General features: G+C 65.3%; 27 protein-coding genes. 19 read left to right on the forward strand and 8 right to left on the reverse strand.

All coding sequences use genetic code 11. From position 1 onward, the window contains the following. The first annotated feature begins 7 nt into the window (after positions 1-7). The 4 genes from dapF (at position 8) to ACP16H_RS10855 (ending at position 3,804) form a co-directional block, all read left to right on the forward strand. Entirely contained in the window at positions 8-874 is an 867-nt protein-coding gene (gene dapF / locus ACP16H_RS10840) for a diaminopimelate epimerase (RefSeq protein ID WP_425072306.1), read from the forward strand. Next, entirely contained in the window at positions 867-2,144 is a 1,278-nt protein-coding gene (mtaB, locus tag ACP16H_RS10845) for a tRNA (N(6)-L-threonylcarbamoyladenosine(37)-C(2))-methylthiotransferase MtaB (protein WP_425072307.1), read from the forward strand. Before dapF ends, mtaB begins: the two co-directional genes overlap by 8 nt. A 103-nt stretch (positions 2,145-2,247) precedes the next feature. Continuing rightward, positions 2,248-2,871, forward strand: coding sequence for an FMN-binding negative transcriptional regulator (locus ACP16H_RS10850; RefSeq protein WP_425072308.1), 624 nt, complete (start codon positions 2,248-2,250; stop codon positions 2,869-2,871). 228 nt (positions 2,872-3,099) lie between these two features. Beyond that, entirely contained in the window at positions 3,100-3,804 is a 705-nt protein-coding gene (locus tag ACP16H_RS10855) for a CDP-alcohol phosphatidyltransferase family protein (protein ID WP_425072309.1), read from the forward strand. 288 nt (positions 3,805-4,092) lie between these two features. Here ACP16H_RS10855 and xylA read toward each other — a convergent pair whose 3' ends face one another. The 3 genes from xylA to ACP16H_RS10870 form a co-directional block, all read right to left on the reverse strand. After that, positions 4,093-5,397 (reverse strand): xylose isomerase, encoded by a 1,305-nt coding sequence (xylA, locus tag ACP16H_RS10860; RefSeq protein ID WP_425072310.1) that lies wholly within the window; start codon positions 5,395-5,397, stop codon positions 4,093-4,095. Positions 5,398-5,418: 21 nt separating this feature from the next. Further along, positions 5,419-6,870 (reverse strand): xylulokinase, encoded by a 1,452-nt coding sequence (gene xylB / locus ACP16H_RS10865; RefSeq protein ID WP_425072311.1) that lies wholly within the window; start codon positions 6,868-6,870, stop codon positions 5,419-5,421. 250 nt (positions 6,871-7,120) lie between these two features. Further along, positions 7,121-7,366, reverse strand: coding sequence for an accessory factor UbiK family protein (locus ACP16H_RS10870; protein WP_425072312.1), 246 nt, complete (start codon positions 7,364-7,366; stop codon positions 7,121-7,123). A gap of 94 nt (positions 7,367-7,460) precedes the next feature. On the opposite strand from ACP16H_RS10870, the gene lgt reads away from it, so the two are divergent. The 5 genes from lgt to ACP16H_RS10895 all read left to right on the forward strand — a co-directional run bounded on the left by lgt (position 7,461) and on the right by ACP16H_RS10895 (position 11,630). Then, positions 7,461-8,342, forward strand: coding sequence for a prolipoprotein diacylglyceryl transferase (lgt, locus tag ACP16H_RS10875; protein WP_425072313.1), 882 nt, complete (start codon positions 7,461-7,463; stop codon positions 8,340-8,342). Further along, complete coding sequence (locus ACP16H_RS10880) at positions 8,339-9,397, forward strand: class I SAM-dependent methyltransferase (protein WP_425072314.1); 1,059 nt, start codon at positions 8,339-8,341, stop codon at positions 9,395-9,397. The genes lgt and ACP16H_RS10880 overlap by 4 nt, the downstream gene beginning before the upstream one ends. Before the next feature lie 9 nt (positions 9,398-9,406). Further along, positions 9,407-10,162 carry a peptidoglycan editing factor PgeF gene (pgeF, locus tag ACP16H_RS10885; protein WP_425072315.1) on the forward strand — a complete coding sequence of 252 codons (756 nt, stop codon included), beginning with the start codon at positions 9,407-9,409 and terminating at the stop codon, positions 10,160-10,162. Between the two features lie 152 nt (positions 10,163-10,314). Then, positions 10,315-10,464, forward strand: coding sequence for a hypothetical protein (locus ACP16H_RS10890; protein ID WP_425072316.1), 150 nt, complete (start codon positions 10,315-10,317; stop codon positions 10,462-10,464). Between the two features lie 380 nt (positions 10,465-10,844). Then, positions 10,845-11,630, forward strand: a complete 786-nt coding sequence (locus ACP16H_RS10895) for a Hint domain-containing protein (protein WP_425072317.1) — start codon at positions 10,845-10,847, stop codon at positions 11,628-11,630. 42 nt (positions 11,631-11,672) lie between these two features. Here the strand turns inward: ACP16H_RS10895 and ACP16H_RS10900 are convergent, their stop codons facing one another. Further along, a complete protein-coding gene (locus ACP16H_RS10900; RefSeq protein WP_425072318.1) occupies positions 11,673-12,173 on the reverse strand; it encodes an Lrp/AsnC family transcriptional regulator in 501 nt (166 codons plus the stop codon). 297 nt (positions 12,174-12,470) lie between these two features. On the opposite strand from ACP16H_RS10900, the gene trxB reads away from it, so the two are divergent. From trxB to ACP16H_RS10925, 5 genes are all read left to right on the forward strand, one after another. Further along, complete coding sequence (gene trxB, locus ACP16H_RS10905) at positions 12,471-13,487, forward strand: thioredoxin-disulfide reductase (RefSeq protein ID WP_425072319.1); 1,017 nt, start codon at positions 12,471-12,473, stop codon at positions 13,485-13,487. A 50-nt stretch (positions 13,488-13,537) separates the two neighbouring features. Next, positions 13,538-13,885 (forward strand): ribonuclease E inhibitor RraB, encoded by a 348-nt coding sequence (locus ACP16H_RS10910; RefSeq protein ID WP_425072320.1) that lies wholly within the window; start codon positions 13,538-13,540, stop codon positions 13,883-13,885. Between the two features lie 64 nt (positions 13,886-13,949). Then, entirely contained in the window at positions 13,950-14,141 is a 192-nt protein-coding gene (locus ACP16H_RS10915; protein ID WP_425072321.1) for a hypothetical protein, read from the forward strand. After that, on the forward strand, positions 14,102-15,259 hold the full coding sequence (locus tag ACP16H_RS10920) for a cytochrome P450 (RefSeq protein WP_425072322.1): 1,158 nt from the start codon (positions 14,102-14,104) through the stop codon (positions 15,257-15,259). The genes ACP16H_RS10915 and ACP16H_RS10920 overlap by 40 nt, the downstream gene beginning before the upstream one ends. Positions 15,260-15,397: 138 nt before the next feature. After that, positions 15,398-17,485: a bifunctional sulfate adenylyltransferase/adenylylsulfate kinase gene (locus tag ACP16H_RS10925; RefSeq protein ID WP_425072323.1), complete on the forward strand. Its 2,088-nt coding sequence runs from the start codon at positions 15,398-15,400 to the stop codon at positions 17,483-17,485. A 59-nt stretch (positions 17,486-17,544) separates the two neighbouring features. On the opposite strand, the gene ACP16H_RS10930 is transcribed toward ACP16H_RS10925, so the two are convergent. Both ACP16H_RS10930 and ACP16H_RS10935 read right to left on the reverse strand, forming a co-directional pair. Then, positions 17,545-17,775, reverse strand: a complete 231-nt coding sequence (locus ACP16H_RS10930; protein WP_425072324.1) for a DUF1150 family protein — start codon at positions 17,773-17,775, stop codon at positions 17,545-17,547. Between the two features lie 4 nt (positions 17,776-17,779). Then, positions 17,780-18,190 carry an Hsp20 family protein gene (locus ACP16H_RS10935; RefSeq protein ID WP_425072325.1) on the reverse strand — a complete coding sequence of 137 codons (411 nt, stop codon included), beginning with the start codon at positions 18,188-18,190 and terminating at the stop codon, positions 17,780-17,782. Between the two features lie 165 nt (positions 18,191-18,355). On the opposite strand from ACP16H_RS10935, the gene ACP16H_RS10940 reads away from it, so the two are divergent. The 4 genes from ACP16H_RS10940 to ACP16H_RS10955 all read left to right on the forward strand — a co-directional run bounded on the left by ACP16H_RS10940 (position 18,356) and on the right by ACP16H_RS10955 (position 22,255). After that, entirely contained in the window at positions 18,356-18,580 is a 225-nt protein-coding gene (locus ACP16H_RS10940; RefSeq protein ID WP_425072326.1) for a YdcH family protein, read from the forward strand. 181 nt (positions 18,581-18,761) lie between these two features. Further along, positions 18,762-19,247: a 5-(carboxyamino)imidazole ribonucleotide mutase gene (purE, locus tag ACP16H_RS10945; RefSeq protein WP_425072327.1), complete on the forward strand. Its 486-nt coding sequence runs from the start codon at positions 18,762-18,764 to the stop codon at positions 19,245-19,247. 201 nt (positions 19,248-19,448) lie between these two features. Beyond that, a complete protein-coding gene (locus tag ACP16H_RS10950; RefSeq protein ID WP_425072328.1) occupies positions 19,449-20,516 on the forward strand; it encodes a 5-(carboxyamino)imidazole ribonucleotide synthase in 1,068 nt (355 codons plus the stop codon). 278 nt (positions 20,517-20,794) lie between these two features. Further along, positions 20,795-22,255 carry an MDR family MFS transporter gene (locus ACP16H_RS10955; protein WP_425072329.1) on the forward strand — a complete coding sequence of 487 codons (1,461 nt, stop codon included), beginning with the start codon at positions 20,795-20,797 and terminating at the stop codon, positions 22,253-22,255. Here ACP16H_RS10955 and ACP16H_RS10960 read toward each other — a convergent pair. Continuing rightward, positions 22,252-23,394, reverse strand: coding sequence for an alpha-D-ribose 1-methylphosphonate 5-triphosphate diphosphatase (locus ACP16H_RS10960; protein WP_425072330.1), 1,143 nt, complete (start codon positions 23,392-23,394; stop codon positions 22,252-22,254). The genes ACP16H_RS10955 and ACP16H_RS10960 overlap by 4 nt on opposite strands. 38 nt (positions 23,395-23,432) lie before the next feature. Between ACP16H_RS10960 and ACP16H_RS10965 the strand changes: the two genes are divergently transcribed. Next, positions 23,433-23,900, forward strand: coding sequence for an NUDIX domain-containing protein (locus ACP16H_RS10965; protein ID WP_425072331.1), 468 nt, complete (start codon positions 23,433-23,435; stop codon positions 23,898-23,900). Here ACP16H_RS10965 and ACP16H_RS10970 read toward each other — a convergent pair. After that, on the reverse strand, positions 23,870-24,739 hold the full coding sequence (locus ACP16H_RS10970; protein WP_425072332.1) for a DMT family transporter: 870 nt from the start codon (positions 24,737-24,739) through the stop codon (positions 23,870-23,872). The genes ACP16H_RS10965 and ACP16H_RS10970 overlap by 31 nt on opposite strands. Positions 24,740-24,802 lie beyond the last annotated feature (63 nt).

The raw sequence follows: 24,802 nt of genomic DNA on the forward strand, positions 1-24,802 counted from the left end.
GGCGTATATGCCCGCCATGACCCAGACGCCCGACTCCCCTTTCGCCCACGGCCTGCCCTTCATGAAGATGCATGGGCTGGGCAATGATTTCGTCGTCATCGACGCCCGCGCCCAAAAGGTCGAGGTGACCCCGGCGCTCGCCATGCGTCTGGCCGACCGGCACATGGGCGTGGGATTCGACCAGCTGGCGCTGATCGAGGACGGCGGCAATGCCGACGCGCATCTGGTGTTCCTGAACTCGGACGGCTCGACCTCGGCGGCCTGTGGCAATGCCACCCGCTGCATCGCGCGCTTCCTGATGGACGAGACCGGGCGCGACGCCCTGACCCTGACCACGGAACACGGCGCGTTGCAGGCCCGCGACATGGGCGGGCGGCTGACCTCCGTCAACATGGGCCGGCCGGTGCTGGACTGGTGGAAGATCCCGCTGAAGGTCGAGGTGGACACCCTGCACCTGCCCATCGACGGCGACCCGGTGGCCACGTCGATGGGCAACCCGCATTGCACTTTTTTCGTGGATGACGCCGAGGCGGTGGATATCGTCGCCTTTGGCCCGACCATCGAACACCACCCGCTGTACCCGCAGCGCACCAATGTGCAGGTGGCGTCGCTGGTCGGCCCGGATCACCTGCGGATGCGCGTCTGGGAGCGCGGCGCGGGGCTGACGCTGGCCTCCGGCTCGTCCTCCTGTGCCACCGCCGTCGCCGCCGCGCGGCGCGGCCTGACCGGGCGCAAGGTCCGCATCGACCTCGATGGCGGCACGCTGCACGTCGACTGGCGCGAGGACGGCGTCTGGATGACCGGCCCAACCGCGCATGTCTTCTCTGGCGTGCTGACGCCCGATTGGCTGTCGCAAGGTCTGCCAGATGTCTGACGCGCCCCAGAATACGCCGAAGTTCACCACCCTCGGCTGCCGCCTCAACGCCTACGAAACCGAGGCGATGAAGCGCCTCGCACAGGACGCGGGCCTCACCGACGCGCTGATCGTGAACACCTGCGCCGTCACCTCCGAGGCCGTCGCCAAGGCGCGCAAGGAAATCCGCCGCTTGCGGCGCGACAACCCCGACGCGCCGCTGATCGTCACCGGCTGCGCGGCGCAAATCGACCCGGACTCCTTCGCGCAGATGGACGAGGTCACCCACGTCATCGGCAACACCGAGAAACTCGCCCCCGAGACATGGACCAAGCTCTCCCCGAACTTCATCGGCGAGACAGAGCGCGTCATGGTCAACGACATCATGTCGGTGCAGGAAACCGCCGCCCACCTGATCGACGGCTTCGGCGCCCGGTCGCGCGCCTACGTGCAGGTCCAGAACGGCTGCGACCACCGCTGCACTTTCTGCATCATCCCCTACGGCCGCGGCAATTCCCGGTCCGTCCCGGCGGGCGTGGTCATCGACCAGATCAAGCGCCTCGTGCAGGAGGGCTTCAACGAGGTCGTCCTGACCGGCGTCGACCTCACCTCGTGGGGCGCCGACCTGCCGGGCGAACCGCGCCTCGGCGATCTGGTCATGCGCATCCTCAAGCTGACCGACGTGCCGCGCCTGCGCATCTCCTCCATCGACTCGATCGAGGCGGACGACAACCTGATGCAGGCCATCGCGACCGAGCCGCGCCTCATGCCGCACCTGCACCTCTCGCTGCAACACGGCTCCGACCTGATCCTCAAGCGCATGAAGCGCCGCCACCTGCGCGACGACGCCATCCGCTTCACCGAGGACGCCCGCAAGCTCCGCCCCGAGATCACCTTCGGCGCGGACATCATCGCAGGCTTCCCGACCGAGACCGACGAACACTTCGCCGACTCGCTGTCGCTGGTGGAGGCCTGCAGCCTCACCTGGCTGCACGTCTTCCCCTACTCGGCCCGTCCCGGCACGCCTGCGGCCAAGATCCCGAACCGCGTGGCCGGCCCGGTGATCAAGGAGCGCGCCGCCCGCCTGCGCGCCGCCGGAGACGCCGCCGTCGAACGCCACCTCGCCGCGCAGCACGGCCAGACGCACCGCATCCTGATGGAAGCCCCCGGCATGGGCCGCACCGAACAGTTCACCGAGGCGCGTTTCGAAATGCCGCAACCGGTCGGCCAGCTCGTCACCGCGCGCATCACCGGCCACAGCGGCACGCAACTGACCGCTTCCCCCATCTGACCTGTAGTCGCGCGGCCATAGGCGCCGCGCAATCTGCGGCACCCCCGCTTTACGCGCCCGCCCCGCCGTGTCACCCAACACGGGCACAGCAGGGGGACCGCCGATGCACCCGAATCCCACCTTCCGCAAAACCGCCGCGCCCGAGGCCATCGCCTTTGCCCGCGCCCGCAGCTTCGGCATCCTGATCGCGGCCACCACAGAGGTGCCCGACCTCGCCCACATCCCCTTCCTGCTGAACGAAGACGGGACCGAGGCGCAGCTTCATCTCGCCCGCTCCAACCCCATCGCCCGCGCCTGCACCGCCCCCCTGCCGGTGAAGCTGGCCGTCAGTGGCCCCGACGGCTACATCTCGCCCGACTGGTACGAGATGGACGACCAGGTGCCGACCTGGAACTACATCGCCGTGCACCTGACCGGCACCCTGCACCCGATGCCGCACGACAGCCTGCCCGATATGCTCGCCGCGCAATCCGCTGCCTTAGAGGACTACATCCCCGACAAGACGCCCTGGACCATGGACAAGATGTCCGAGGACACCACCAGCCGCTTCCTGCGCATGATCCTGCCCTTCCGGCTGCAGGTCACTGCAATCGACAGCACCTTCAAACTCAACCAGAACAAACCCGACGAAGCCCGCCATCGCGCCGCCCGCGCCGTGACGCAGGGCTTTGGCATGGAACTCGGCCAACTCTCCGACCTGATGCGCACGCCACCCCGCGAGGGTTGAGCGCGCCCGCGGCGCGAAGATGAGTATTTGGACCAAGAAGAAGCAGGCACCCCGCTCCTGCTTCTTCTTGGTCCAAATACCTCCGGGGGGGGAGGCCCGCATGGGCCGAGGGGGCAGCGCCCCGATCCGTCATGCACAGCATGACAACTACGGTTGGGCATGGGGCGGCGCCCCTTGCCGTCGGCGCTGCCAATTGCCATCGGGCGCGAAATCCGCCATGACAGGGCCATGACAGGCTCAACCTCCCTCCAGTCCCGCGCACTCGCCGTGCACCTTCTGACCGCCACCGGCGCGGTCTTTGCCATGCTGGCACTGCTGGCCGCAGTGCAGGAAAACTGGCCGGTGATGTTCCTCTGGCTGGTGGTGGCCTTTGCCGTGGACGGCGTCGACGGCCCGCTGGCGCGCAAATACGACGTCAAGGTCAACGCACCGCGCTTCGACGGGGTGCTGCTGGACCTCATCATCGACTACCTGACCTATGTCTTCATCCCGGCATTCGCCTTGTTCCAAAGCGGCCTTCTGCCCGGCTGGACCGGCTGGTTCGCGATCATCGTCATCACTTTCGCCTCGGCCATGTATTTCGCCGACAGCCGGATGAAGACCTCGGACAATTCCTTCCATGGCTTCCCGGGCTGCTGGAACATGCTGATCCTCGTGCTCTTCGCGATCAAGCCGGGGTTCTGGGTGATCCTCGCGCTCATCACCGTTCTGGCCGTCGCGATGTTCCTGCCGCTGAAATTCATCCACCCCGTCCGCACCGAACGCTGGCGCAGCCTGTCGCTGCCCATTGCGCTGGCCTGGACCTTCTTCGCGGGCTGGGCCGCCTGGGTCGAATTCCACCCAGAAAGCTGGGCGCACTGGGGACTGATCGTGACCTCGGTCTACCTGATCCTCGTCGGCATCGTGCAGCAGATCATTCCGGCGCGCGGGTGATCCGGGGCAGCCGGGTTCGGCAGGCGTAGGTCGGGGTTTCACCCCGACTCCCCCGGTCGTTAATGGGCCTCGACGCCGGACGCGGTGCAAACCTTAACAACCGGCCGGAAACCGGGGGCGAACCGGCCGGTTCTGCCGTTAAAAACCGTCAACATCTGTAAATGTGCCTTAATGCGTGGTATCCCACAGCGGACGCCCCACAAGATATCGCACGAAAATGGCCGCGCGCCGGGTTAACCCTTGCACGCGGCCTTGCCGAAACCGGGCCAAACGGCGCGGATTAACCCGTCATACAAACCTGTTGACGTAATTCTCCAGCCGCTCCTGACGGCCCGAGCGCGGCTCGGGCTCGATGCCCTCATCCAGAACGCGCTTTTGCAGGGACGCAAGGTCCGATCCCAGCATCTCCTGCGCCTGCGGCGTCTTCCACCCGGCATAGCGCTCAGTCAGAGCCTGCTCCAGCCCGCCGTCCTCGATCATCGTCGCCGCCGCCTTCAGGCCCCGCGCGCAGACGTCCATGCCGCCCGCATGCCCAGCCAAAAGATCAATCGGATCAATACTTTGCCGCCGCAGCTTGGCGTCGAAGTTGGTGCCACCCGTGCCCAGTCCGCCCGCCTTCAGGATGTGGTAATAGGCCAGCGCCACCTCGGGCACGTTGTTGGGGAACTGGTCCGTGTCCCAGCCCGACTGGTAGTCGTTGCGGTTCATGTCGATGCTGCCCAGCATCCCCTCCGCAGCGGCCACTGCGATTTCATGCTCGAACGAATGCCCCGCAAGGATCGCGTGCCCCTGTTCGAGGTTCAATTTCACTTCGTTTTCAAGACCATACTTGCGCAGGAACCCGATGCAGGTGGCGGCGTCATAGTCATACTGATGCTTCGACGGCTCCTGCGGCTTAGGCTCCACCAAGATGGTGCCCTTGAAGCCGATTTTGTGTTTGTAATCAACGACCATGGACAGGAATCGGCCCATGTGGTCCAGCTCCATCCCCATGTCGGTGTTCAGCAGGGTCTCATAGCCCTCGCGTCCACCCCAAAGCACGTAATTCTCGCCGCCCAGCTTCATCGTCGCGTCGAGGCACCCCTTCACCGTCGCCGCCGCATAGGCAAAGACCTCCGGGTCGGGGTTGGTCGAGGCCCCCGCCATCCAGCGCCGATGCGAGAACATGTTGGCCGTCCCCCACAGGCAGCGCACCTTCGCGCTTTCCTGCTTCTCGGCCATGTAGTCGGTGATCTCTTCCAAGGTCCTGAGATTACCCGCATAGTTCCCCTGCTCCGGGCGGATGTCCGCGTCGTGCCAGCAGTAGAAGGGCACGCCCAGCTTCTCGAACATCTCGAAGGCCACGTCGGCCTTCATCTTGGCCCGCCCCATGTCGTCCTGCGGGTGCCATGGCCGCTCGAAGGTCTGCCCGCCAAAGGGATCGCCCCCTTCCCAGGCAAAGGAATGCCACCAAGCGACCGCAAAGCGCAGGTGATCCTCCATGCGCTTGCCAAGTACCACCTCGTCGGGGTTGTAGTGGCGGTAGCACAGCTCCGAGTTGCTCTCCGGCCCCTCGTATGCCAGCGCGGCAATACCGTCGAAAAATTCAGTCATATCAATCTCCTCCCAAAGTTCTCAGGCCAAGTCGCGAATGGCCGGATAGGTCGCGCGATAGGCATCGAAGGCTTCGGCATAGGTACCTTGAAGCGCCGCAACCGGCTCTACCGTCGCCCGCACGCCGGGCCGCACCATCACCTCCTCGACAGTTCCAGCGCCGCAGCCCACCATGGCCAGCCGCGCCGCGCCCAAAGCCGCGCCGAAATCACCGGCCTCGGGCAGGTCCAGCGGCACGCCCAGCACCGTGGCAATCGTCTCCACCCAGTAGCGCGAGGCCGCCCCACCGCCGATCGCCAGCAGCGATCGCAGGTCAACGCCTGTCTGTCCCAGCGCCCGCGCGCAATCGCCCAGCGCAAAGGCCACGCCCTCCATCACCGCCTGCGTCATGGCACGGCGATCCGTGGCCTGCTCGATGTTCAGGAAACCACCCCGTATACGGGCATCGTTGTGCGGCGTCCGCTCGCCCGACAGGTAGGGCAAAAACCGCAACCGCGCCGGGCCGCTGATGGTATCGCCCAACTCCTGCGACAGCTCCGCAGGAGTCGCGCCCGTCACGCGCGACAGCCAGTTCAGCGAATCCGTCGCCGCAAGGATCACGCCCATCTGGTACCACTGGTCCGGCACCGCATGGCAGAAGGTGTGAACAGCACTCTCGGGTTTCGGCGCGTAGCCATCCCGCCCCGTCAGCAAAACACCCGAAGTCCCAAGCGAAACAAAGCCTTCGCCCTCACGCATGGCCCCCACGCCACAGGCCGAGGCCGCATTGTCCCCTGCCCCGCCGACCACCGAAACACCCGGGGACATCCCCCAACGGGCGGCCAGATCGCGGCGCAGCGTACCGCCCACCTCCGAGCCTTCGACCAGACGCGGCATCTGCTCGCGCGTCATGCCTCCGGCGGACAAAAGCACCTCGGACCAATCGCGCGCCCCGACGTCCAGCCAGGATGTGCCTGCCGAATCCGACATGTCGGCAAAGGCCTCGCCGGTCAGGTGAAAGTTCATGTAGCCAGCGGGCAGGACGACTGTCGCCACGCGGGCGAAAGCCTCCGGCTCATGTGCCGCCATCCAGGCCAGCTTCGGCGCCGTGAACCCCGGAAAGACGATGTTCCCGGACAGGTCCCGCACCTGCGCGATGGCGTCCAGAGCGGCCGCCTCGACATGGGACCGCGTGTCGTTCCACAGGATGCAGGGCCGCACGACCGAGCCTGCCGCGTCCAGACAGACCGCCCCGTGCATATGCCCCGAAACACCGATGCCGCGCACGGCGGCCATCTCTGACGGCCGCTCTGCCGCCATGCGGCACAGCACCTTATCGACGGCAGCCACCCAGACGGCCGGGTCCTGCTCGGACCAGCCGGGATGCGGATGCGTGGTCACATAACTCTCCGCGACACTCGTCACCGGCTGGCCACCACCATCCACCAGCAATGCCCGCAGCCCCGAAGTCCCAAGATCCAGTCCAAGATACATAAGCCGCCTCCGTGTTTGCGCTCACACAAACACCACGGAGGGCGAGAAAGTCAAACGGTATACCAATCGGACCAGGCGCTGCGCCCCTGCTTCTTTGGTTTCTCAAATACCTCGGGGAGAGGCCCGATCCCCGCAGGGGCGGAGTGTCCGAAGGACAGTCCGAGGGCCGCGCGAGGGGCAGCGCCCCTCGCCAACCGCGACGTGCGAAGCACGGCGCAAAACCTCGAGTCCGCCGCGAGGCGGACACCGCTTACTTGATCTTCTCTTCCAGCGCCGCGATGCGCGCCTTCAGCGTCTCGTTCTCTTCGCGGGCTTTCTGCGCCATTCCGCGCACCGCGTCGAATTCCTCGCGGGTCACGAAATCGCGATCCGCCAGCCAGCGGTCGATCATTCCCTTGAAGGCGGTCTCCGCCTCCTCCCGTGCGCCTTGGGCCACGCCCATGGCGTTGGTCATCAGTTGCGAGAGATCGTCAAAAACCTTGTTGCGCGTCTGCATGGGTCACTCCGGCGTTGCATTCCCCTCCTATATGGGCTGCATAGGCGCCAGCCTCAAGGTTGACCTCCGCCACGACACAAGGGCATCCCGCCGCATGATCGCCGCCATCCCCTTTCCGAACCTCTCGCCCGAACTGATCTCCTTCGACCTCTTCGGGATGCATTTTGCGCTCCGCTGGTACGCGCTGGCCTATATCGCGGGCATCCTGATCGGCTGGCGCATCGCCGTCTCGGCGGTCAAGCGCCCGGGCCTCTGGCCCCGCCAGCAGCCGCCCGCCACCCCCGGCCAGATCGAAGACCTTCTGACCTGGATCATTCTGGGCGTCATCCTCGGCGGACGCATCGGTTACGTTTTCTTTTACAATGCAGGATATTACCTTTCTCATCCTGCCGAGATCCTCATGATCTGGCAGGGCGGGATGGCCTTCCACGGCGGGCTTCTGGGGGTTGTCGTCGCGACCTGGATCTGGTGCCTGAAGAACCGCGCGCCGATCCTCTCGACCGCCGACATGCTGGCACTTGCGACGCCTCCGGGGCTTTTGCTGGGACGACTGGCGAATTTCGTCAACGCCGAGCTTTGGGGGAGGCCCACCGATCTACCATGGGGCGTGATCTTTCCGGGCGAGGCGGCGCAGGCCTGCGGGCAGGTCATGGGCGAACTTTGTGCCCGTCACCCCAGCCAGCTTTACGAGGCTGGCCTCGAAGGGCTTCTGCTCGGTCTCATCCTGCTCACCCTGGCATGGCGCGGCGCGCTGAAGCGGCCCGGCGTGATCGCTGCGGTGTTCTTCATCGGCTATGCAGCGGCGCGCATCCTCGTTGAATTCGTGCGTCAGCCGGACGAGCAATTCACCTCTGCCACGGACCCGGTCGGTTATGCGATCCAGTTCGGTGGCGCGGGCCTGACCCAGGGCCAGCTGCTGAGCCTCGCGATGATCGCCATTGGCGTGGTCTTCCTGATCCGGTCACGCCGCGCATGAGGCTCAAGGACCTGATCGAACGGCAGATTTCCCGCACCGGTCCGCTGACTCTGGCGGAATACATGGGGCTGTGCCTGTCCCACCCGACGCTGGGCTATTACACGACCCGCGACCCACTGGGCGCCAAGGGCGATTTCACCACCGCACCGGAAATCAGCCAGATGTTCGGAGAGCTTGTCGGCCTTGCGCTGGCGCAGGCATGGCTGGACCAGGGGTCGCCCGCGCCGGTTATCCTCGCGGAACTCGGCCCCGGACGCGGCACCCTGATGGCCGACATCCTGCGCGCCACGGCCCGCGTGCCGGGCTTTCACGATTCGGCGCAGGTGCATCTGGTGGAAACCTCCCCCACCCTGCGCACCGCACAGGCGGAGCGCATCGCCACGGCGACCTTCCACGACAGCCTGCTGACCCTGCCCGAAGGACCGCTGTTCCTCGTCGCCAACGAGTTCTTCGACGCCTTGCCGGTCCGCCAGTTTCAGCGCCACGCGAAGGGCTGGCAGGAGCGCGTCGTCGGTCTGCACGACGGTACGTTGGCGCTGGGGCTGACCGATCCCGCGCCGGTCGAGATACTCGACCACCGACTGGACGACACCACCGAAGGCCAGATCGTCGAGACCTGCGCCCCCGCGCAGGCCATGGCGCAGGACATTGGCCGCCGCATCGCCGAACACGGCGGGGCCGCGCTGATCGTCGACTATGGCGGCTGGCGCTCCATCGGCGACACCTTTCAGGCCCTGCAATCCCATGCGCCTGTCGATCCCTTTGCCCAACCGGGACAGGCCGACCTGACCGCCCACGTGGATTTCGAGGCGCTGGCGCAAGCCGCCGCTCCTGCGCGGCACAGCGCCCTGACCCCGCAGGGTGTGTTCCTCGAACGGCTCGGCATCACGGCCCGCGCACAGGCTCTTGCACAGCGCCTCAGCGGTGCCGCGCTGGAAAGCCACATCGCCGCACATCGCCGGTTGACGCACCCCTCGGAAATGGGGTCACTGTTCAAGGTACTGGCCCTGCATCCCGAGGGCACTCCGCCACCACCCGGCACCGAAACGGTATAAGCCCTATCCATGACGCTCGAGATCATCACCGCCGACAGTCTGTCTCCCTTCCGCCACGGGTTCTTTACCCGGCGTGGCGGCGCGTCTTCGGGCGTGTTCTCCGGACTGAACTGCGGGCCGGGGTCGTCGGACCAAAGCGAGATCGTGCAGATCAACCGTGGCCGAGTTGCCGATGCCATGGGTGTCGACCTGTCGGCGCTGGTGACCGTGCATCAGGTGCATTCGCCCGACGTGGTCACCGTGACGGAGGCCTTGAGCGACCCGCGCCCCAAGGCAGATGCGCTGGTGACCAACACCCCCGGTATTGCTTTGGCGGTACTGACGGCTGACTGCCAGCCGGTGCTGTTCGCCGACCCGGAGAACGACGTGATCGGAGCCGCGCACGCGGGCTGGCGCGGGGCGCTGGATGGAGTGCTGGAGGCAACCATCGACGCCATGTTGGCACTCGGCGCGGAACGGGAAACGATCTATGCCGTGGTCGGTCCGTCGATCAGCCAGAGCGCCTACGAAGTCGGGCCGGAATTCCTCGACGACTTCATGGCCGAAGACCCGGACAACAGTCGTTTCTTCGCAGGCGGCGAGGGCGATCGCATGATGTTCGACCTGCCCGCCTATGGCCTGCACCGCCTGCGGACTGCCGGTGTGAATGCCGAATGGACACGGCATTGCACCTATTCCGACCCTGATCGGTTCTACTCCTACCGTCGTGCCACCCATGCGAAGGAAGCCGACTACGGGCGGTTGATCTCGGCCATTCGGCTCTGACGCTCGCCTGGAAACAATCCCAAAGCCTCCCCCGTATTATCCAATTCGTGTCACAAGTCCGCCCCAATTGGCGGCGAAAACTGGGTTCAGATCACGAGGCAGGGCCGCCAGAACCGCCCGCCCGAGCAGACAGGACCCGGAAGGACGCAACAATGAAAACCAAGTCGCGCTTCATCAAGTCGATCGTCGAAACCGCCAAGGCCTGCGAAAACAACCGCATGCCGTGGGAGCGTGGTGCCCCGCGCGCCAAGATGATCGCCCGCCGCAAGGCCGAGGCCCTGCCGCTGCGCAAAACCGCCTGACCGGATACCACCCGAGGGATCTCCCGAATGACCTCTCGGAACACCTCCCGAATGACCTCCAAGACGGGCCGCCCCAAGCGCCCGACCTCCTGAACGGGCGAGGACGCTGTCCTCGCCCTTTTTCGTGCCCCCGGATCACCAAGCCGACGATGCCGATTCGCGTTCGATTCGGCGAATTGGGGCGAAAACGTTCACGCCTGATTTACAATCTGGCGAACTGCGCCGGGATTAGGGGGCGTTCTACCGGATTCCTCCCACCAATTTTGACAGAACTTGCGAATTGGGGCTTATTCGTCATCAACGAAGACGCGAAACCAAACGTCCTTCTGTCGTTGTTGGTGGGGGCCAACACGGATGTGACCCTTTTGAGGGGTATGCATATGTCCAGTCTCCACCGCGGGTTCTCGCCCGCTGCCTTCGCAGGCAGCCTGCCCTCTGCAGCCCCGTCCCGCGCCGACGAGTCTCAGCGCCGCGCCACCCCGCTGATGCGCCGCTTCGAAATATCCGTCCTGCGCCCCGATCTCACAGCCGACTTCGTGCAGGTGACTGCTCCCGCTGCGCCCCTGTTCGAGGAATGCGCCTCGGCCTTTGCCCGTGGCACCCTGATCGAAACCGTCCGTGGCCCCGTCGCAGTCGAAGACCTGATCCCCGGCGACTACATCCAGACTGCCATGGGGGCAGAACCCATCACCTGGATCGGTTCCACCACCTACATCCCGCATCGCGCCGACGATGCCACGCTGCTGACCCACCTGACCCGAATCACCGCCGATGCGATGGGTCTTGGCCAGCCTCCCATGGACCTGCTGCTTGGCCCGGCGGCCCGCATGGTCATCCGTCATCAGAAACTCAAGACCCTGCTCGGGCAGGAGGCTGTGCTGGCCCCGGTGACCGAGTATACCGACGGTGACCGCTTCCTCGAAGTGGCGCCCGCCGGGTCCGTGCAGTTGTATCATCTGATGGTGCGTCGCCATACGACGCTGAACGTGGGTGGTGTCGAGATCGAAACCTTCCACCCCGGCAATGGCGCCAGTCAGAACCTGGGCGCCAAGACCCGCGCGCTTTTCATGGCGTTGTTCCCGCACCTCGAAACACTTGGCGATTTTGGCGAAACTTGCGCCACAAGGACCACCCGCGAAGTGGTCGAAAGCCTGATCAATACCTGAAAACGCAAAGGGCGGGATTTTCCCGCCCTCTTTGCATGGTCGTCAGGCCATCCGGCTCAGGCGTTCCTCGAGCACGTCGAAGGGCACGCCCGGCTCGTCCTTGGCGCCGCGAATGACCAGCGAGGTCTTGACGCTGGCGACGTTCGGCGCGGTCAGCAGTTCGCCGGTCAGGAAGCTCTGGAATGTCGACAGGTCCGGCGCGACGCATTTCAGGATGAAATCCACCTCGCCGTTCAGCATGTGGCATTCGCGGACCAGCGGCCATGCGCGGCAGCGCTGTTCGAAAGCGGACAGATCGCTTTCGGCCTGTGACACAAGCCCGACGTTCACGAAGACCTGCACCTCGAAGCCCAGCGCCCGCGCGTCCACGTCGGCGTGGTAGCCCTGGATGTAGCCCTGTTCCTCCAGCACACGCACCCGGCGCAGGCAGGGCGGCGCGGAAATCCCCACGCGCTTGGCCAGTTCGACGTTCGTCATGCGCCCGTCCGCTTGCAGTTCGGACAGGATCTTGCGGTCAATGGGATCAAGCCGGTGCGACGGCATGCGGTTCTCCAAAATTCTACTGCGACCCGACCCAATCTGGAGCCGTTCGGGATTGACCTCACCCACCGTCTGCGGGAAACAGCGCCTCCCAACGGGACAACTCCCGCGCGTCGCGTTTTCGCGTTTGTTATACCAGCCCCATGGTCACGCGCAATATTATTTCGTGAATGCGAAATTTTATTAACAGAGCGGGAAATTTCTGCCTCATCACGCAGCACGGCGCCGCATTGCACCTGCGCGGACAGCGGTTATATGCATGTCGAAACCCGTTCCGACCCGAATGCACCGGAGGCTGACATGTCCGACACCCGCCACACCAAGGTTCTAATCATCGGTTCCGGCCCCGCGGGCTATACCGCCGGTGTCTATGCCTCGCGCGCCATGCTGAAGCCCCTTCTGGTTCAGGGCCTCGAGCCCGGGGGCCAGCTGACCACCACCACCGAGGTCGAGAACTGGCCCGGCCACACCGAGATTCAAGGCCCCGACCTGATGGTCAACATGGAGGCGCACGCGCGCGCCATGGGCACCGAAATCATCGGCGACATCATTACCAAGATCGACTTCGACGTCCGTCCATTTGTCGCGCATGGCGACAGCGGCACCACCTATACCGCCGACGCGATCATCCTCGCCACCGGCGCGCGGGCAAAGTGGCTGGGGCTGGAGTCGGAAGAGGCCTTTAAGGGCTTCGGCGTTTCTGCCTGCGCAACCTGTGACGGGTTCTTTTACCGCGGCAAGGAGATCGTCGTGATCGGTGGCGGCAACACCGCCGTCGAAGAAGCGCTGTTCCTGACGAACTTCGCGTCGAAGGTGACGCTGATCCACCGCCGCGACGAGCTGCGCGCCGAGAAGATCCTTCAGGATCGCCTGATGAAGCACCCCAAGATCGAAACCCTCTGGCATCACCAGCTGGACGAGGTCGTCGGCACCGCCATGCCCAAGGGCGTGACCGGGGTGAAGGTGAAGAACGTCAACACAGGCGAGATCAAGGAAATCCCCTGCGAGGGCGTGTTCGTCGCCATCGGTCACGCACCCGCCAGCGAGCTGGTGAAGGACGTGCTGGAAACCCACATGGGCGGCTACGTGGTCACTAAACCCGATTCGACCGAGACCTCGATCCCCGGCATCTTTGCCGCCGGTGACCTGACCGACCACAAGTACCGGCAGGCAGTGACCTCCGCCGGCATGGGCTGCATGGCCGCGCTCGAGGCAGAACGCTGGCTGGCCGAGCAGGGTCTGGACGATCCGTCGACGCCCGAGAAGGACACGACCGAGCCGCTGGGCCACGGCGCACCCGTCGCAGCCGGTCACTGATTCATCCCCGCCCCGGCCTTAGCGTCGGGGCCATTTCTTTCGGAGACACCATGTCCGACCATGATTACGCCGCTCAGCGCGCCGAGACACGCGCGTCCTATGCCGAACTGCGCGACGGCCCCGGCCTGCCGGAATTCGCGGATCTCGACTATTTCCTCGTTCCTGACACCAAGTCGGACTGGAAACCGCTGGCCCAGGCGTTGGCGGACGAGGGCTATGACTGCGAATGGGTCGACGATGACCCCGAGGCCGACGGCCCTTACCTGGTCGCGACGCTTTACGAACAGATCGTATCCGCCGACGCCATCTGGCTGGGCGAGGAAGTCGCCACGCGCATCGCGCTGGACCATGGCTTTCAGCCCGACGGCTGGGGCCTGATGGGTGACGGCGAGGACTGACACCTTCCCCCCACCGCGCAACCGATGATAGAATGACCGCGCTGTCCGAACAAAAGGCGCGGTCATGGCCCACCCCCTCTCTCACATCCCCGCCGCCAAGGCGAAGCCGCTGGTCGGCAACACGCTGGACCTGCTGCGCGACAGCTATGGCCTTCACCGCGACTGCCGCGCGCGATTGGGCGAGGTCTACCGCGTGCATGTGCTGGGGCGCTGCGCGTGGCGCTGTCCTCTGCCGATGCGATGGAATACGTGCTGACCGACCCGGACCGACTGTTCTCCAATGCTGAGGGCTGGGAGACGCTGAAGGTGCTGTTCCCCGGTGGGCTGATGCTGCGCGATTTCGACGACCACCGCGCGCATCGCCGCCTGATGCAGACCGCGTTTCGCAAACCCGCGATGGACGCCTACCTGACCATGATGGCACCGGCGCTGGCGCGGATGCTGCGGGACTGGCCGCTGGACACGCCATTCGATTTCTACGCCGCGATCAAGGAGTTGACCCTGCGCGTGGGCGCGCATGTCTTCATGGGGCTGGCGCTGGATGACCCATCGACGGATGCGCTGAACCGCGCCTTCATCGCCGAAGTCGACGCCGCGGTGACGGTGATCCAGAAGCCCCTGCCCTTTACCAAGCGGCGGCGCGGGGTGAACGCGCGGCTGATGCTGACGGATCACTTCCGCAAGATGATCGCAAAGCGGCGCGCGGGCGATGGCCTCGATTTCTTTTCCCAGATGTGTCGGGCGACGGACGACGACGGCAAAGGCTGGACCGATCAAGAGATCGTGGACCACTTCAATTTCCTGCTGATGGCGGCGCATGACACCACGGCAAGCGCGCTGACGACCATGGTGCAGGCGCTGTGCGAGCACCCCGACTGGCAGGACCGGCTGGCCGATGAATGCGCCGCCGTGCCGGAGCTTACGCCCGAGACATTGGACGACTTTCCGCTGACCGACCGCGTGTTCCGCGAGGCGCTGCGGCTGATGCCGCCAGTGCAGATCACACCGCGCCGCGCCCTGCGCGATTTCGAATGGCGGGGTCATGCGATCCCGGCAGGCACCTACGTGTCGGTGCAGAACGCCCTGATCCAGCGCGATCCAGCCTTTTGGACCAACCCGGATGATTTCGACCCGGACCGCTTCTCGGAAAACCGCGCCGAAGATCGCAGCCACCGCTTTGCCTGGGCACCCTTCGGCGGCGGGGCGCACAAGTGCATCGGGATGCATTTTTCGACCATGCAGGTTAAAGCCTTCTGCCACGCACTACTTCCCACCCGCCGGATCGCACGGGCGGACAGTGGGGAAATCCACTGGAAACGCATGCCTATCCCGCGTCCGGATGGCGGGTTGCGCGTGGTCCTCGCCCTCCGCTGACCGCTGATCCGGCCGGAAGCATTGGCATGTTGCACGGGCGACACCGCGCGGAAAAACGCCGCACGGGCCGAAAAAGGGTTTTCTGCACCTGCGAAAGATGACATGCGTTCAGCCGTGAACACATATTGAGTCCCTCGCATGGATGCGCCCCGGATCATCGCAGACACGGCAGAGGCAGCTGACAACGATCAGCTGTTCCTGTTGCTGCGCCATCTGGAAAAGGCCCCCGGCGCGAGCCAGCGCACCATTGCAGAAGCAATCGGCGTGTCGCTGGGCCGGCTGAACGCGCAGCTGCGCGCTGCGACCGAAGCCGGACTTGTCACCGTGTCCGAACGCAAGGGGCCGGACCGCCGCCAGCGGTTCGCCTACGGCCTGACCCCCAAAGGGATGGCCACCCGGGAACGCCTGATCCAGGCCTTCCTGTCCCGTAAATTCGCCGAATACGCGGCGCTGCACGCGGAGCTGACCGGCTCCGTGGGCGACCTCATGCCCTTGAAGTACAGGAGTACCCTGATGCAATCGAACCTCGCGCCCATCCCCGAACTGTACGTCTCGTACGACAGCGCCCAGAAACTGAAGGTCGAAGCCGCCGAGCTGACCTCGCACGACCTGACCCCGCGCCAGATCTGCGACCTAGAACTGCTGATGAACGGCGGCTTCAACCCGCTGAAGGGCTTCCTGTCGGAAGAAGATTACAACGGCGTCGTCGAAAACATGCGCCTGGCGGACGGCACCCTGTGGCCGATGCCCATCACGCTGGACGTGACGGACGCCTTTGCCGACAAGATCGAGATCGGCCAGGACATCGCCCTGCGCGACCAGGAAGGCGTGATCCTCGCCACCATGACCGTCACCGACAAATGGGTGCCGAACAAGGCGAACGAAGCCGAGAAGGTCTTTGGTGCCGATGACGATGCGCATCCGGCGGTGAACTACCTGCACAACACGGCGGGCAACGTCTACCTCGGCGGCCCGGTGACCGGCATCCAGCAACCCGTGCACTATGACTTCCGTGGTCGTCGCGACACCCCGAACGAGCTGCGCGCCTATTTCCGCAAGCTCGGCTGGCGCAAGGTCGTGGCCTTCCAGACCCGCAACCCGCTGCACCGCGCGCACCAGGAACTGACCTTCCGCGCCGCCAAGGAAGCGCAGGCCAACCTGCTGATCCACCCGGTCGTCGGCATGACGAAGCCCGGCGACGTCGACCACTTCACCCGTGTGCGCTGCTACGAGGCGGTTCTGGACAAGTACCCGGCATCGACCACCACCATGTCGCTGCTGAACCTCGCCATGCGCATGGCAGGCCCCCGCGAGGCGGTCTGGCACGGCCTGATCCGCGCAAACCATGGCTGCACCCACTTCATCGTCGGCCGCGACCACGCCGGCCCCGGCAAGAACTCGGCCGGTGAGGATTTCTACGGTCCGTATGACGCGCAGGATCTGTACCGCGCGCATCAGTCCGAGATCGGCGCTGAAATGGTTGACTTCAAGCACATGGTCTATGTGCAGGAGCGCGCCCAGTACGAGGCGATGGACGAGATCGCCGACAAGGACAATATCACCATCCTGAACATCTCCGGCACCGAACTGCGCCGCCGCCTTCAGGAAGGTCTGGAGATCCCCGAGTGGTTTTCCTTCCCCGAGGTGGTCAGCGAGTTGCGCCGCACCAAGCCGCCGCGGTCCAAGCAGGGCTTCACCGTGTTCTTCACCGGCTTCTCCGGCTCGGGCAAGTCGACCATCGCCAACGCGCTGATGGTCAAGCTGATGGAGATGGGTGGTCGCCCGGTGACGCTGCTTGATGGTGACATCGTGCGGAAAAACCTGTCGTCGGAGCTTGGCTTCTCGAAGGAACACCGCGACCTGAACATCAAACGCATCGGCTACGTCGCGTCCGAGATCACCAAGAACGGCGGCATCGCCATCTGCGCGCCCATCGCGCCCTACGCGGCCACCCGCCGCCACGTGCGCGAAGAGATCGAACAGTTCGGTGCCTTCATCGAGGTGCACGTGGCCACCTCGATCGAGGAATGCGAAAAGCGCGACCGCAAGGGACTGTACAAGCTGGCACGCGAAGGCAAGATCAAGGAGTTCACCGGCATCTCCGACCCCTACGACGTGCCGCAGAATCCGGAACTGTCCGTCGAGACCGAGAATGTCGAAGTGGACAACTGTGCCCACCAGGTGATCCTGAAGCTGGAAAGCATGGGCCTGATCGCCGCGCAGTAAGCGCCGCAACTTGACAGACGTGAAAGCCGGGCCAGCGCCCGGCTTTTGCCGTTTTAGGTTTAGTGCACCGTCACCGGCGCGAGGTCGTTCTGACGCGCCAGCACGAAGGCCAGCTTGCGGTCCTTGACCAGCGCCAGCCGCTCGCCGTCGGCGCGGTGCACCGCGTACAGCGTCTCTCGGTTGCCGACCTGCTCGCGCACCTCGTCGGGCAGATCTGCGGCCTTGACCGAACGCACGTAGACCGTGCGGCCCTCGTCCATCAGCCTGGAAAAGTCGTATTTGACATGCATTGCCTTACCCCTTCCTGATCGTGATCGTCTGCACCACCGTTTCCGGCGCGCTCTGCGTGAGGTCGACATGCAGCAAGCCGTTCTCCATCACAGCTTCGCCCACCTCGACGTTGTCCGCCAAAACAAATGTGCGTTGAAATTGACGCGCGGCAATGCCGCGATGCAGAAATACGCGCTCTGCGCCGTCGTCGCGCGACCGCCCGCGGATCACCAGCTGCCGGTCCTCGACCGTGATGGCCAGGTCCTCCTCGCGGAAGCCCGCGACGGCGAGGGTGATTCTATAGGATCTGTCGGAGGTCTGCTCGATATTGAAGGGCGGATACCCCTCAGAGGATTTTGCCGTCCGCTCAAGCAACCGCTCCAGTTGCTCGAAGCCCAGCATGTGGGGGTAGGACCCCAGTGTCAGTTTCGTCATGTCATCCCTTTCAGCCCTTGAACCAAGCGACCGTTTCGCCCCGGTCCCTGACGGCAACCGGCACAATTTGAATATGGGAAACGCTCCTGACGCGCGCAAGGCCCTTTGCGTGAAGCCTTCGAATCGCTATGTTAACAACTCTGTAGACCTGTCAGGAGCACTTCCATGAACGCGCCATCGGACCTGTCGATGAAAAGCGAAGACGTGCTGCGGGTCGAACTGGAGGTGTTCCGGCGCGAACATCGCGATCTGGATGAAGCCATCCATGCGTTGCAGGCCACCGGCACCGCCGACCAGATCACGCTGCAACGCCTCAAGAAAAAGAAGCTGGTTCTGAAGGACAGGATCGCCCTGATCGAAGACCGGTTGCTGCCTGATATTATCGCCTGACGTCGACAGCGACGATCTGTTCCGGAAAATCCTGTCCAATTTGCACGCGGACAGTAAAGCGCCGAAGGCTTGCGAAGGTGTTACCGCAACGTACCACGGCGCGGATCGCCTCCGGGCGCCGCATTGCCCCTGTGTCAAATCCCGATATAGTCCGCGCTTCCTGAAGGACGGAGAGGCGTGAATGACCATTCAGATCGGCATCATCATGGGCAGCCAATCGGACTGGCCGACAATGAAGGAAGCCGCCGATGCGCTCGATGAACTGGCTGTGCCCTACGAGTGCAAGATCGTTTCGGCCCATCGCACGCCTGACCGTCTTTGGACCTACGGCAAGACCGCTGCCGAGCGGGGTCTGAAAGTCATCATCGCGGGCGCCGGCGGCGCGGCGCACCTGCCCGGCATGATGGCCTCCAAGACCCGCGTGCCGGTGATCGGCGTACCGGTCCAGACAAAGGCGCTGTCCGGCGTGGATTCGCTGTATTCCATCCTTCAGATGCCGCGCGGTTTTCCCGTTGCCACCATGGCGATCGGCGGCGCCGGAGCCAAGAATGCGGGCCTGATGGCAGCCGCAATTCTTGCCAACGAAGACCCGGCGCTGGCCGAGCGGCTGGACGCCTGGCGCGAGGCGCTGTCTGCCTCCATCGCCGATGAGCCGGTGCGGGACTGACAGGGAAAAGGGGGCTCTGCCCCCGCCGCCCCTCGCGGGGCGCCTCCCCCGAGGGTATTTGAAAAACCAAAGAAGCAGGGAACGCGCTTTCGGTGTCTTCTTGGTCCAAATACTGCGGGGTGAGGCCGAGGGGCAGCGCCCCTCCCCCTTGCCTTGTTGGCCGAGCCGCGCCAAAAGCCTGTCAGCACAGGAGACCCCACCATGACCACGCCCCTTCCCACCGGATCGACCATCGGCATTCTTGGCGGCGGCCAGTTGGGGCGGATGCTGTCGGTTGCGGCATCGCGGCTGGGGTTCCGGACGGTGATCTTTGAACCAGGTGCGGATTGCCCGGCGGCGCAGGTGGCGCACGCGCATATTCAGGCGTCTTACGAGGATGCCGAGGCGCTTAAGCGCTTTGCCGACAGTGTCGATGTCATCACCTACGAGTTTGAAAACATTCCGACTTCGGCGCTGGATATTCTGGAAGCCCTGAAGCCAATCCATCCGAACCGCGAGGCGCTCCGGATCTCGCAGGACCGCCTGACCGAGAAGACTTTCTTGCAGGAGCTGGGGCTGGCGACGGCACCCTTTGCGGATGTGGCGGATGTCTACGGTATGGCGGAGGCCGTGAAGGCCATCGGCACGCCCTCGATCCTGAAGACCCGACGGTTCGGCTATGACGGCAAGGGGCAGGCGCGGTTGCGCACCCCCGAGGACGCAGAGCAGGCGCTGGCGGACATGGCGGGCGCTCCGGCGATCCTCGAAGGGTTCGTGGACTTCTCGCTGGAGGTCTCGGTCATCACAGCGCGCAGCCAGGACGGGCAGGTCTCGGCCTTTGATCCCGGCGAGAACGTGCACGAAGGCGGTATCCTGCGGACCACGACGGTGCCCGCCAAGATCCCGGCGCGGCTGGCGACGGATGCCGTGCTGCTGGCGGGCAAGATATTGAACGCGCTGGATTATGTCGGCGTCATGGGGGTCGAGTTGTTCGTCACACCGGGGCAGCTGATCGTCAACGAGATCGCGCCGCGGGTGCATAACTCGGGCCATTGGACGCAGAACGGTTGCACCGTGGACCAGTTCGAACAGCATATCCGCGCCGTGGCCGGTTGGCCGCTGGGCAATGGCGAGCGGCATTCAGACGTGGTCATGGAAAACCTCATTGGTGACGACATGGACCGGGTGCCGGAGCTGGCGCGTGACGGGGCCTGCGCGCTGCATCTGTACGGCAAGACCGAGGTCAAGGCGGGCCGCAAGATGGGGCACGTGAACCGGGTTACCGGCTGAGGCACCCCGTTAACGAAGGCGCCTTCGCGCCGGATTCGGGGGATGCACAAACCATGCGCAAAGCATGCGGAAACCATGCGCATAGAGTATGGGCGCAGTACCGTTCACATGTCTGAACGCGCTGTTCACACATCGCGCACAGGATATGTGTCATAATCACATAAATGCTGTGCGCACATAATTCTTGCCTGAACCGATCGGTTCGATTATCTCCGTCGGACACCCGCCGCGCGTTACGCTTCGCGCGGTCCCGGAATATTCTCCGAAAGCACTGTTTGATGTCCGTGACATACGATCCTGATTCCCTTGCCCAAGCCGATGTGAAACCCGATACCGCCGCCCGTGACCGGCAGGTGATCTGGCTGCTGCTGGTCTCGGCCTTTACCGTGATCCTGAACGAGACGATCATGGGCGTGGCTCTGCCCCGCCTGATGAACGACCTCGGCATCACCGCCAGCGCCGGGCAGTGGCTGACCACGGCCTTCCTGCTGACCATGGCGGTGGTGATCCCGATCACCGGTTTCCTGCTGCAACGGCTGGCCACGCGGCAGGTGTTCCTGATGGCCATGGGCCTGTTTTCCTTTGGCACGCTGATCTGCGCCACCGCACCGGGACTGGGCCAATTGATCGCCGGGCGGATCGTGCAGGCGACCGGGACGGCGATGATGATGCCGCTTTTGATGACCACAGTCATGAGCCTCGTCCCGCCAGAGACGCGGGGCAAGACCATGGGCAATATCTCGATCGTGATCTCGGTCGCGCCGGCCATCGGGCCGACGATCTCGGGGATCATCCTGAACCTGCTGCACTGGCGCTGGATGTTCTGGTTGGTGCTGCCCATCGGGCTGGCCGCGCTGGCGCTGGGGTATTTCCGGTTGGTGAACGTGAACGAACCAAAGGCGCGCCCGCTGGACCTGATCTCGGTTCCACTGTCGGCGGTGGGTTTCGGCGCGCTGGTCTATGGCCTGTCGACCATCGGTGAAAGCCATGGCGCCGCGCCCGTGCAACCGTGGATGCCGCTGACGCTGGGCGTCGTGGTGATCGCGCTCTTTGCCGCACGCCAGTTGAAGTTGGCGCCGCAGGGGCGTGCGTTGCTGGACCTGCGGACCTTTGGCAACCGCGTCTTCACCGTGTCGGTGGTGATGATGGGCCTGTGCATGATGGCGCTGTTCGGGATGATTATCCTGCTGCCGATCTACATGCAGAACGTGCTGGGGATGGAGCCGCTCGAGGCGGGCCTGTCGCTGCTGCCCGGTGGTCTGCTGATGGGGCTGATGGCACCGACCGTGGGGCGCCTGTACGACCGCATCGGTGCGCGCAAGCTGGTGATCCCGGGCGGGTTCTTTGTCAGCGCAGGGCTGTGGCTGATGGCCACGCTGCATGCCGAGACCGCCGTCTGGCATGTCCTCGTCTGTCACGTGATCCTGAGCATCGGGCTGGCGCTGCTGTTCACGCCGCTGTTCACCTCGGCCCTGGGCTCGCTGCCCAAGGAACTGTACTCCCATGGCTCCGCCGTTCTGGGCACGACCCAGCAGGTGGCCGGGGCGGCAGGGATCGCACTGTTCGTGTCGGTCATGTCGCTGGCGGCTGCTGCGGCGGCGTCGGGCGGCGCGGACGTGGTGCATGCCACGGCGGCAGGCGTGCGGGCCGGGTTCATGACGGGCGGTGCGGTGTCGCTGGCGCTGATCGTGGCGGGCTTCTTTGTCCGCCGCCCGCCGGACATGCGTGACGACGCCTAAGCGAGGAAACGTTCAGCCACCGGGCCGGTCATCCACGCGACCTGCCCGCCCGCGATGGTCGCCACGATGCGGTGGCTTTCACGCTCGACGACGAGCAGATCGGCACGCTGGCCCAGGTCCAGCGTGCCGCGATCCGTCAGCCCCAACAGCCGCGCCGGACCGCTGGAGACCAGCGCCCATGCGGCGGCCTCGTCCAGCAGACCCAGTTCGACGCAGCGCCACGCAGCGCGCGCGGGCGACGGGTAGTGGTAATCCGAGGCCAAGGCATCGCACAGCCCCGCAGCAATCAGATCCTGCGCCGAGGCATTCCCGGCATGGGACGCGCCGCGCACCACGTTTGGCGCGCCGAGGACGGTGAAGTCACCGCCGTCGCGCGCCGCCTGCGCCGCTTCCAGCGTTTCCGGGAACTCCGAGACGCGCGCCCCGCGCAGCCGCCATTCGGCGCGGCCCAGTTCGGTGCGGTCATCGTGGCTGCCCAGTGTCACGCCCTTGGCCACCAGCCGGGCGCAGAGTGCGTCCAGCGCGGCAGGCACCTCTGGCCCCCGCGCATGCAGGTCCAGCAGCAGGCGAAAGTAGTCCTCGGGGTTGCGGCGGCTTTTCAGCGCCTGCCCGGTCAGGCGCGGCGGTTTCCTGCCCTCGGCCAAGCGGTCATGCGGGAGGTGGTCGTTGAACACCACGTAACGGATGTCGAATGCGTCGATGGCCGCCTCAGCCTCGGGGAAGCTTTCGAGGTAGTGGGTTTCCAGCCGCAGTTGCAGGCGCATGTCCACGGGGACGCTGTCGCGCATGGTGGCGACCGAGTCGAAAACCTCGCGGGCGAACTCCGGCCCGCGCAACCCGCCTTCCCAGGACCAGAACTGCGCGATGACGGCTGTGGTGATGCCATTGGCCGCCAGCTCGGCCGACACCGCCAGCATCCCGGCATCGCGTTCGCGCAGGGCCCCCCGGCGCGGCGCCATATGGCGTTCGAAGCCGTCGCCATGGGCGTCGACGATGCCCGGCAGGATGTCGTAGCCATTGAGGTCGACACGCCGCGCCGTGCCGTCAGCGATGACGCCCCCGGCCAACGTCAGGGGCGCGTCGTCCCAGCCATCGGCGCGCAACACGCGCGCCCCTTCCAATGTGATCTCGAGCGTCATAGCCTCGCCTTACGCCCTTCCGCCTGAACGGGAAAGAGATGAACAGCTCCAAGCCCGGCCCCCGACCCGGCCCGAGATTGGCCGCCCGCGCGGTGATCCTCCATGACGACCGGCTGCTGCTGGTGAATGCCTGGCCCGAGGGGGCGGGCAGTGTGTTGTGGTGCGCGCCGGGCGGCGGGGTGGAACGGGGCGCGTCGATCCCGGACAACCTCGCGCGCGAGGTGCACGAGGAATGCGGACTGCACATCGCCGTGGGCCTGCCCTGTTTGGTGAACGAGTTCCACGACCCGCAGGGGACATTTCACCAGGTGGAGGTGTTCTTCCGCTGTACCATCACGGGCGGCACGCTGTCGGACGACTGGCAGGACCCGGAACACATCGTGCATGCGCGACGGTTCTTCTCGCGCGCCGAGGTGCAGGAGCTGCACCTGAAACCCGACAGCCTGAAACGCCTCGCTTGGGAGGACGGCTTTGCCTACGACCCCTTGGAATCCCTGGTGAAGTAACGCGGCCCCAGCACCGACAGCGCCACGCCGCCGAGGATCACCACCGAAGCCGTGACGAATTTCAGCGTCAGCGCCTCGCCCAGGAACAACACGCCCCCCAGCGCCGCGATCAACGGCACGGTCAGCTGCGCCACGGCGGCGACGCTGGCCTCCAACCGCGGCAGGACGGCGTACCACAGCGCATACCCCAGTCCCGAGGTCACGGCGCCGGAAACCACCGCCAGCACCACGCCGCCACGGGTCATGGCCCCGGGATCGCCCCCCATGACCAGAAGCGCCAGCGGCGCGGCAATGACGAAATTCGCCGCCGTCGAAGCCAAGGCGTCCTCCGCCTTCCGCCCCGCCAGCGAATAGATCCCCCAACCCACGCCCGCGATCACCATGAAGAGCGCCGGGCCAATCTGCCCCTTCGGCCCCATCAGGGACACTCCCGGCGATTGCACCAGCCAGGCCAACCCGGCAAAGGCCATCCCCGCCCCCAACCAGCGCAGCAGGTGCGGGCGATCCCCCGCCAACAGGCTGCCCCCGAACATGGTGACCTGCACCATGCCGAACAGGATCAAGGCCCCCAGCCCCGAGGGCAAAGCCACGTAGGCATAGGAAAACCCAAAGATATAGGCGAGCAACCCCATCACGCCGCCAACGCGCCCTGCGCCGCCCAGCCGCAGACCGCCGCGCAGGACGACACACAGCCCCGCCAGCATCACCGCCCCGGCCCACAGCCGGATCACGCCAAAGGCCACCGGTTCGATCAACCCTGCCCCGACCGCCGCTCGGTTCAGCACGGAATTGGCGGCAAAGGCCACCATGACGACCCAAACCAATCCGAACAGCCTCATCTGACCCCCTGCTTCTTCTTGGTCCAAATACCTCCGGGGGAGCGCGAAGCGCGGGGGCAGAGC

The organism is Sagittula sp. S175, from assembly GCF_049800975.1.
Taxonomy (GTDB): Bacteria; Pseudomonadota; Alphaproteobacteria; order Rhodobacterales; family Rhodobacteraceae; genus Sagittula.

Coding starts and splice junctions, on each gene's coding strand:
- lgt (WP_425072313.1), top strand. CDS start 7,461: ATGATCGCCGCCATCCCCTTTCCGAACCTCTCGCCCGAACTGATCTCC.
- ACP16H_RS10935 (WP_425072325.1), bottom strand. CDS start 18,190: ATGACGAAACTGACACTGGGGTCCTACCCCCACATGCTGGGCTTCGAG.
- ACP16H_RS10930 (WP_425072324.1), bottom strand. CDS start 17,775: ATGCATGTCAAATACGACTTTTCCAGGCTGATGGACGAGGGCCGCACG.
- ACP16H_RS10940 (WP_425072326.1), top strand. CDS start 18,356: ATGAACGCGCCATCGGACCTGTCGATGAAAAGCGAAGACGTGCTGCGG.
- pgeF (WP_425072315.1), top strand. CDS start 9,407: ATGACGCTCGAGATCATCACCGCCGACAGTCTGTCTCCCTTCCGCCAC.
- ACP16H_RS10850 (WP_425072308.1), top strand. CDS start 2,248: ATGCACCCGAATCCCACCTTCCGCAAAACCGCCGCGCCCGAGGCCATC.
- ACP16H_RS10950 (WP_425072328.1), top strand. CDS start 19,449: ATGACCACGCCCCTTCCCACCGGATCGACCATCGGCATTCTTGGCGGC.
- ACP16H_RS10925 (WP_425072323.1), top strand. CDS start 15,398: ATGGATGCGCCCCGGATCATCGCAGACACGGCAGAGGCAGCTGACAAC.
- ACP16H_RS10855 (WP_425072309.1), top strand. CDS start 3,100: ATGACAGGCTCAACCTCCCTCCAGTCCCGCGCACTCGCCGTGCACCTT.
- ACP16H_RS10870 (WP_425072312.1), bottom strand. CDS start 7,366: ATGCAGACGCGCAACAAGGTTTTTGACGATCTCTCGCAACTGATGACC.
- ACP16H_RS10890 (WP_425072316.1), top strand. CDS start 10,315: ATGAAAACCAAGTCGCGCTTCATCAAGTCGATCGTCGAAACCGCCAAG.
- mtaB (WP_425072307.1), top strand. CDS start 867: ATGTCTGACGCGCCCCAGAATACGCCGAAGTTCACCACCCTCGGCTGC.
- xylB (WP_425072311.1), bottom strand. CDS start 6,870: ATGTATCTTGGACTGGATCTTGGGACTTCGGGGCTGCGGGCATTGCTG.
- ACP16H_RS10900 (WP_425072318.1), bottom strand. CDS start 12,173: ATGCCGTCGCACCGGCTTGATCCCATTGACCGCAAGATCCTGTCCGAA.
- dapF (WP_425072306.1), top strand. CDS start 8: ATGCCCGCCATGACCCAGACGCCCGACTCCCCTTTCGCCCACGGCCTG.
- ACP16H_RS10955 (WP_425072329.1), top strand. CDS start 20,795: ATGTCCGTGACATACGATCCTGATTCCCTTGCCCAAGCCGATGTGAAA.
- ACP16H_RS10970 (WP_425072332.1), bottom strand. CDS start 24,739: ATGAGGCTGTTCGGATTGGTTTGGGTCGTCATGGTGGCCTTTGCCGCC.
- purE (WP_425072327.1), top strand. CDS start 18,762: ATGACCATTCAGATCGGCATCATCATGGGCAGCCAATCGGACTGGCCG.
- ACP16H_RS10915 (WP_425072321.1), top strand. CDS start 13,950: ATGGCCCACCCCCTCTCTCACATCCCCGCCGCCAAGGCGAAGCCGCTG.
- ACP16H_RS10910 (WP_425072320.1), top strand. CDS start 13,538: ATGTCCGACCATGATTACGCCGCTCAGCGCGCCGAGACACGCGCGTCC.
- ACP16H_RS10965 (WP_425072331.1), top strand. CDS start 23,433: ATGAACAGCTCCAAGCCCGGCCCCCGACCCGGCCCGAGATTGGCCGCC.
- ACP16H_RS10895 (WP_425072317.1), top strand. CDS start 10,845: ATGTCCAGTCTCCACCGCGGGTTCTCGCCCGCTGCCTTCGCAGGCAGC.
- ACP16H_RS10960 (WP_425072330.1), bottom strand. CDS start 23,394: ATGACGCTCGAGATCACATTGGAAGGGGCGCGCGTGTTGCGCGCCGAT.
- xylA (WP_425072310.1), bottom strand. CDS start 5,397: ATGACTGAATTTTTCGACGGTATTGCCGCGCTGGCATACGAGGGGCCG.
- trxB (WP_425072319.1), top strand. CDS start 12,471: ATGTCCGACACCCGCCACACCAAGGTTCTAATCATCGGTTCCGGCCCC.
- ACP16H_RS10880 (WP_425072314.1), top strand. CDS start 8,339: ATGAGGCTCAAGGACCTGATCGAACGGCAGATTTCCCGCACCGGTCCG.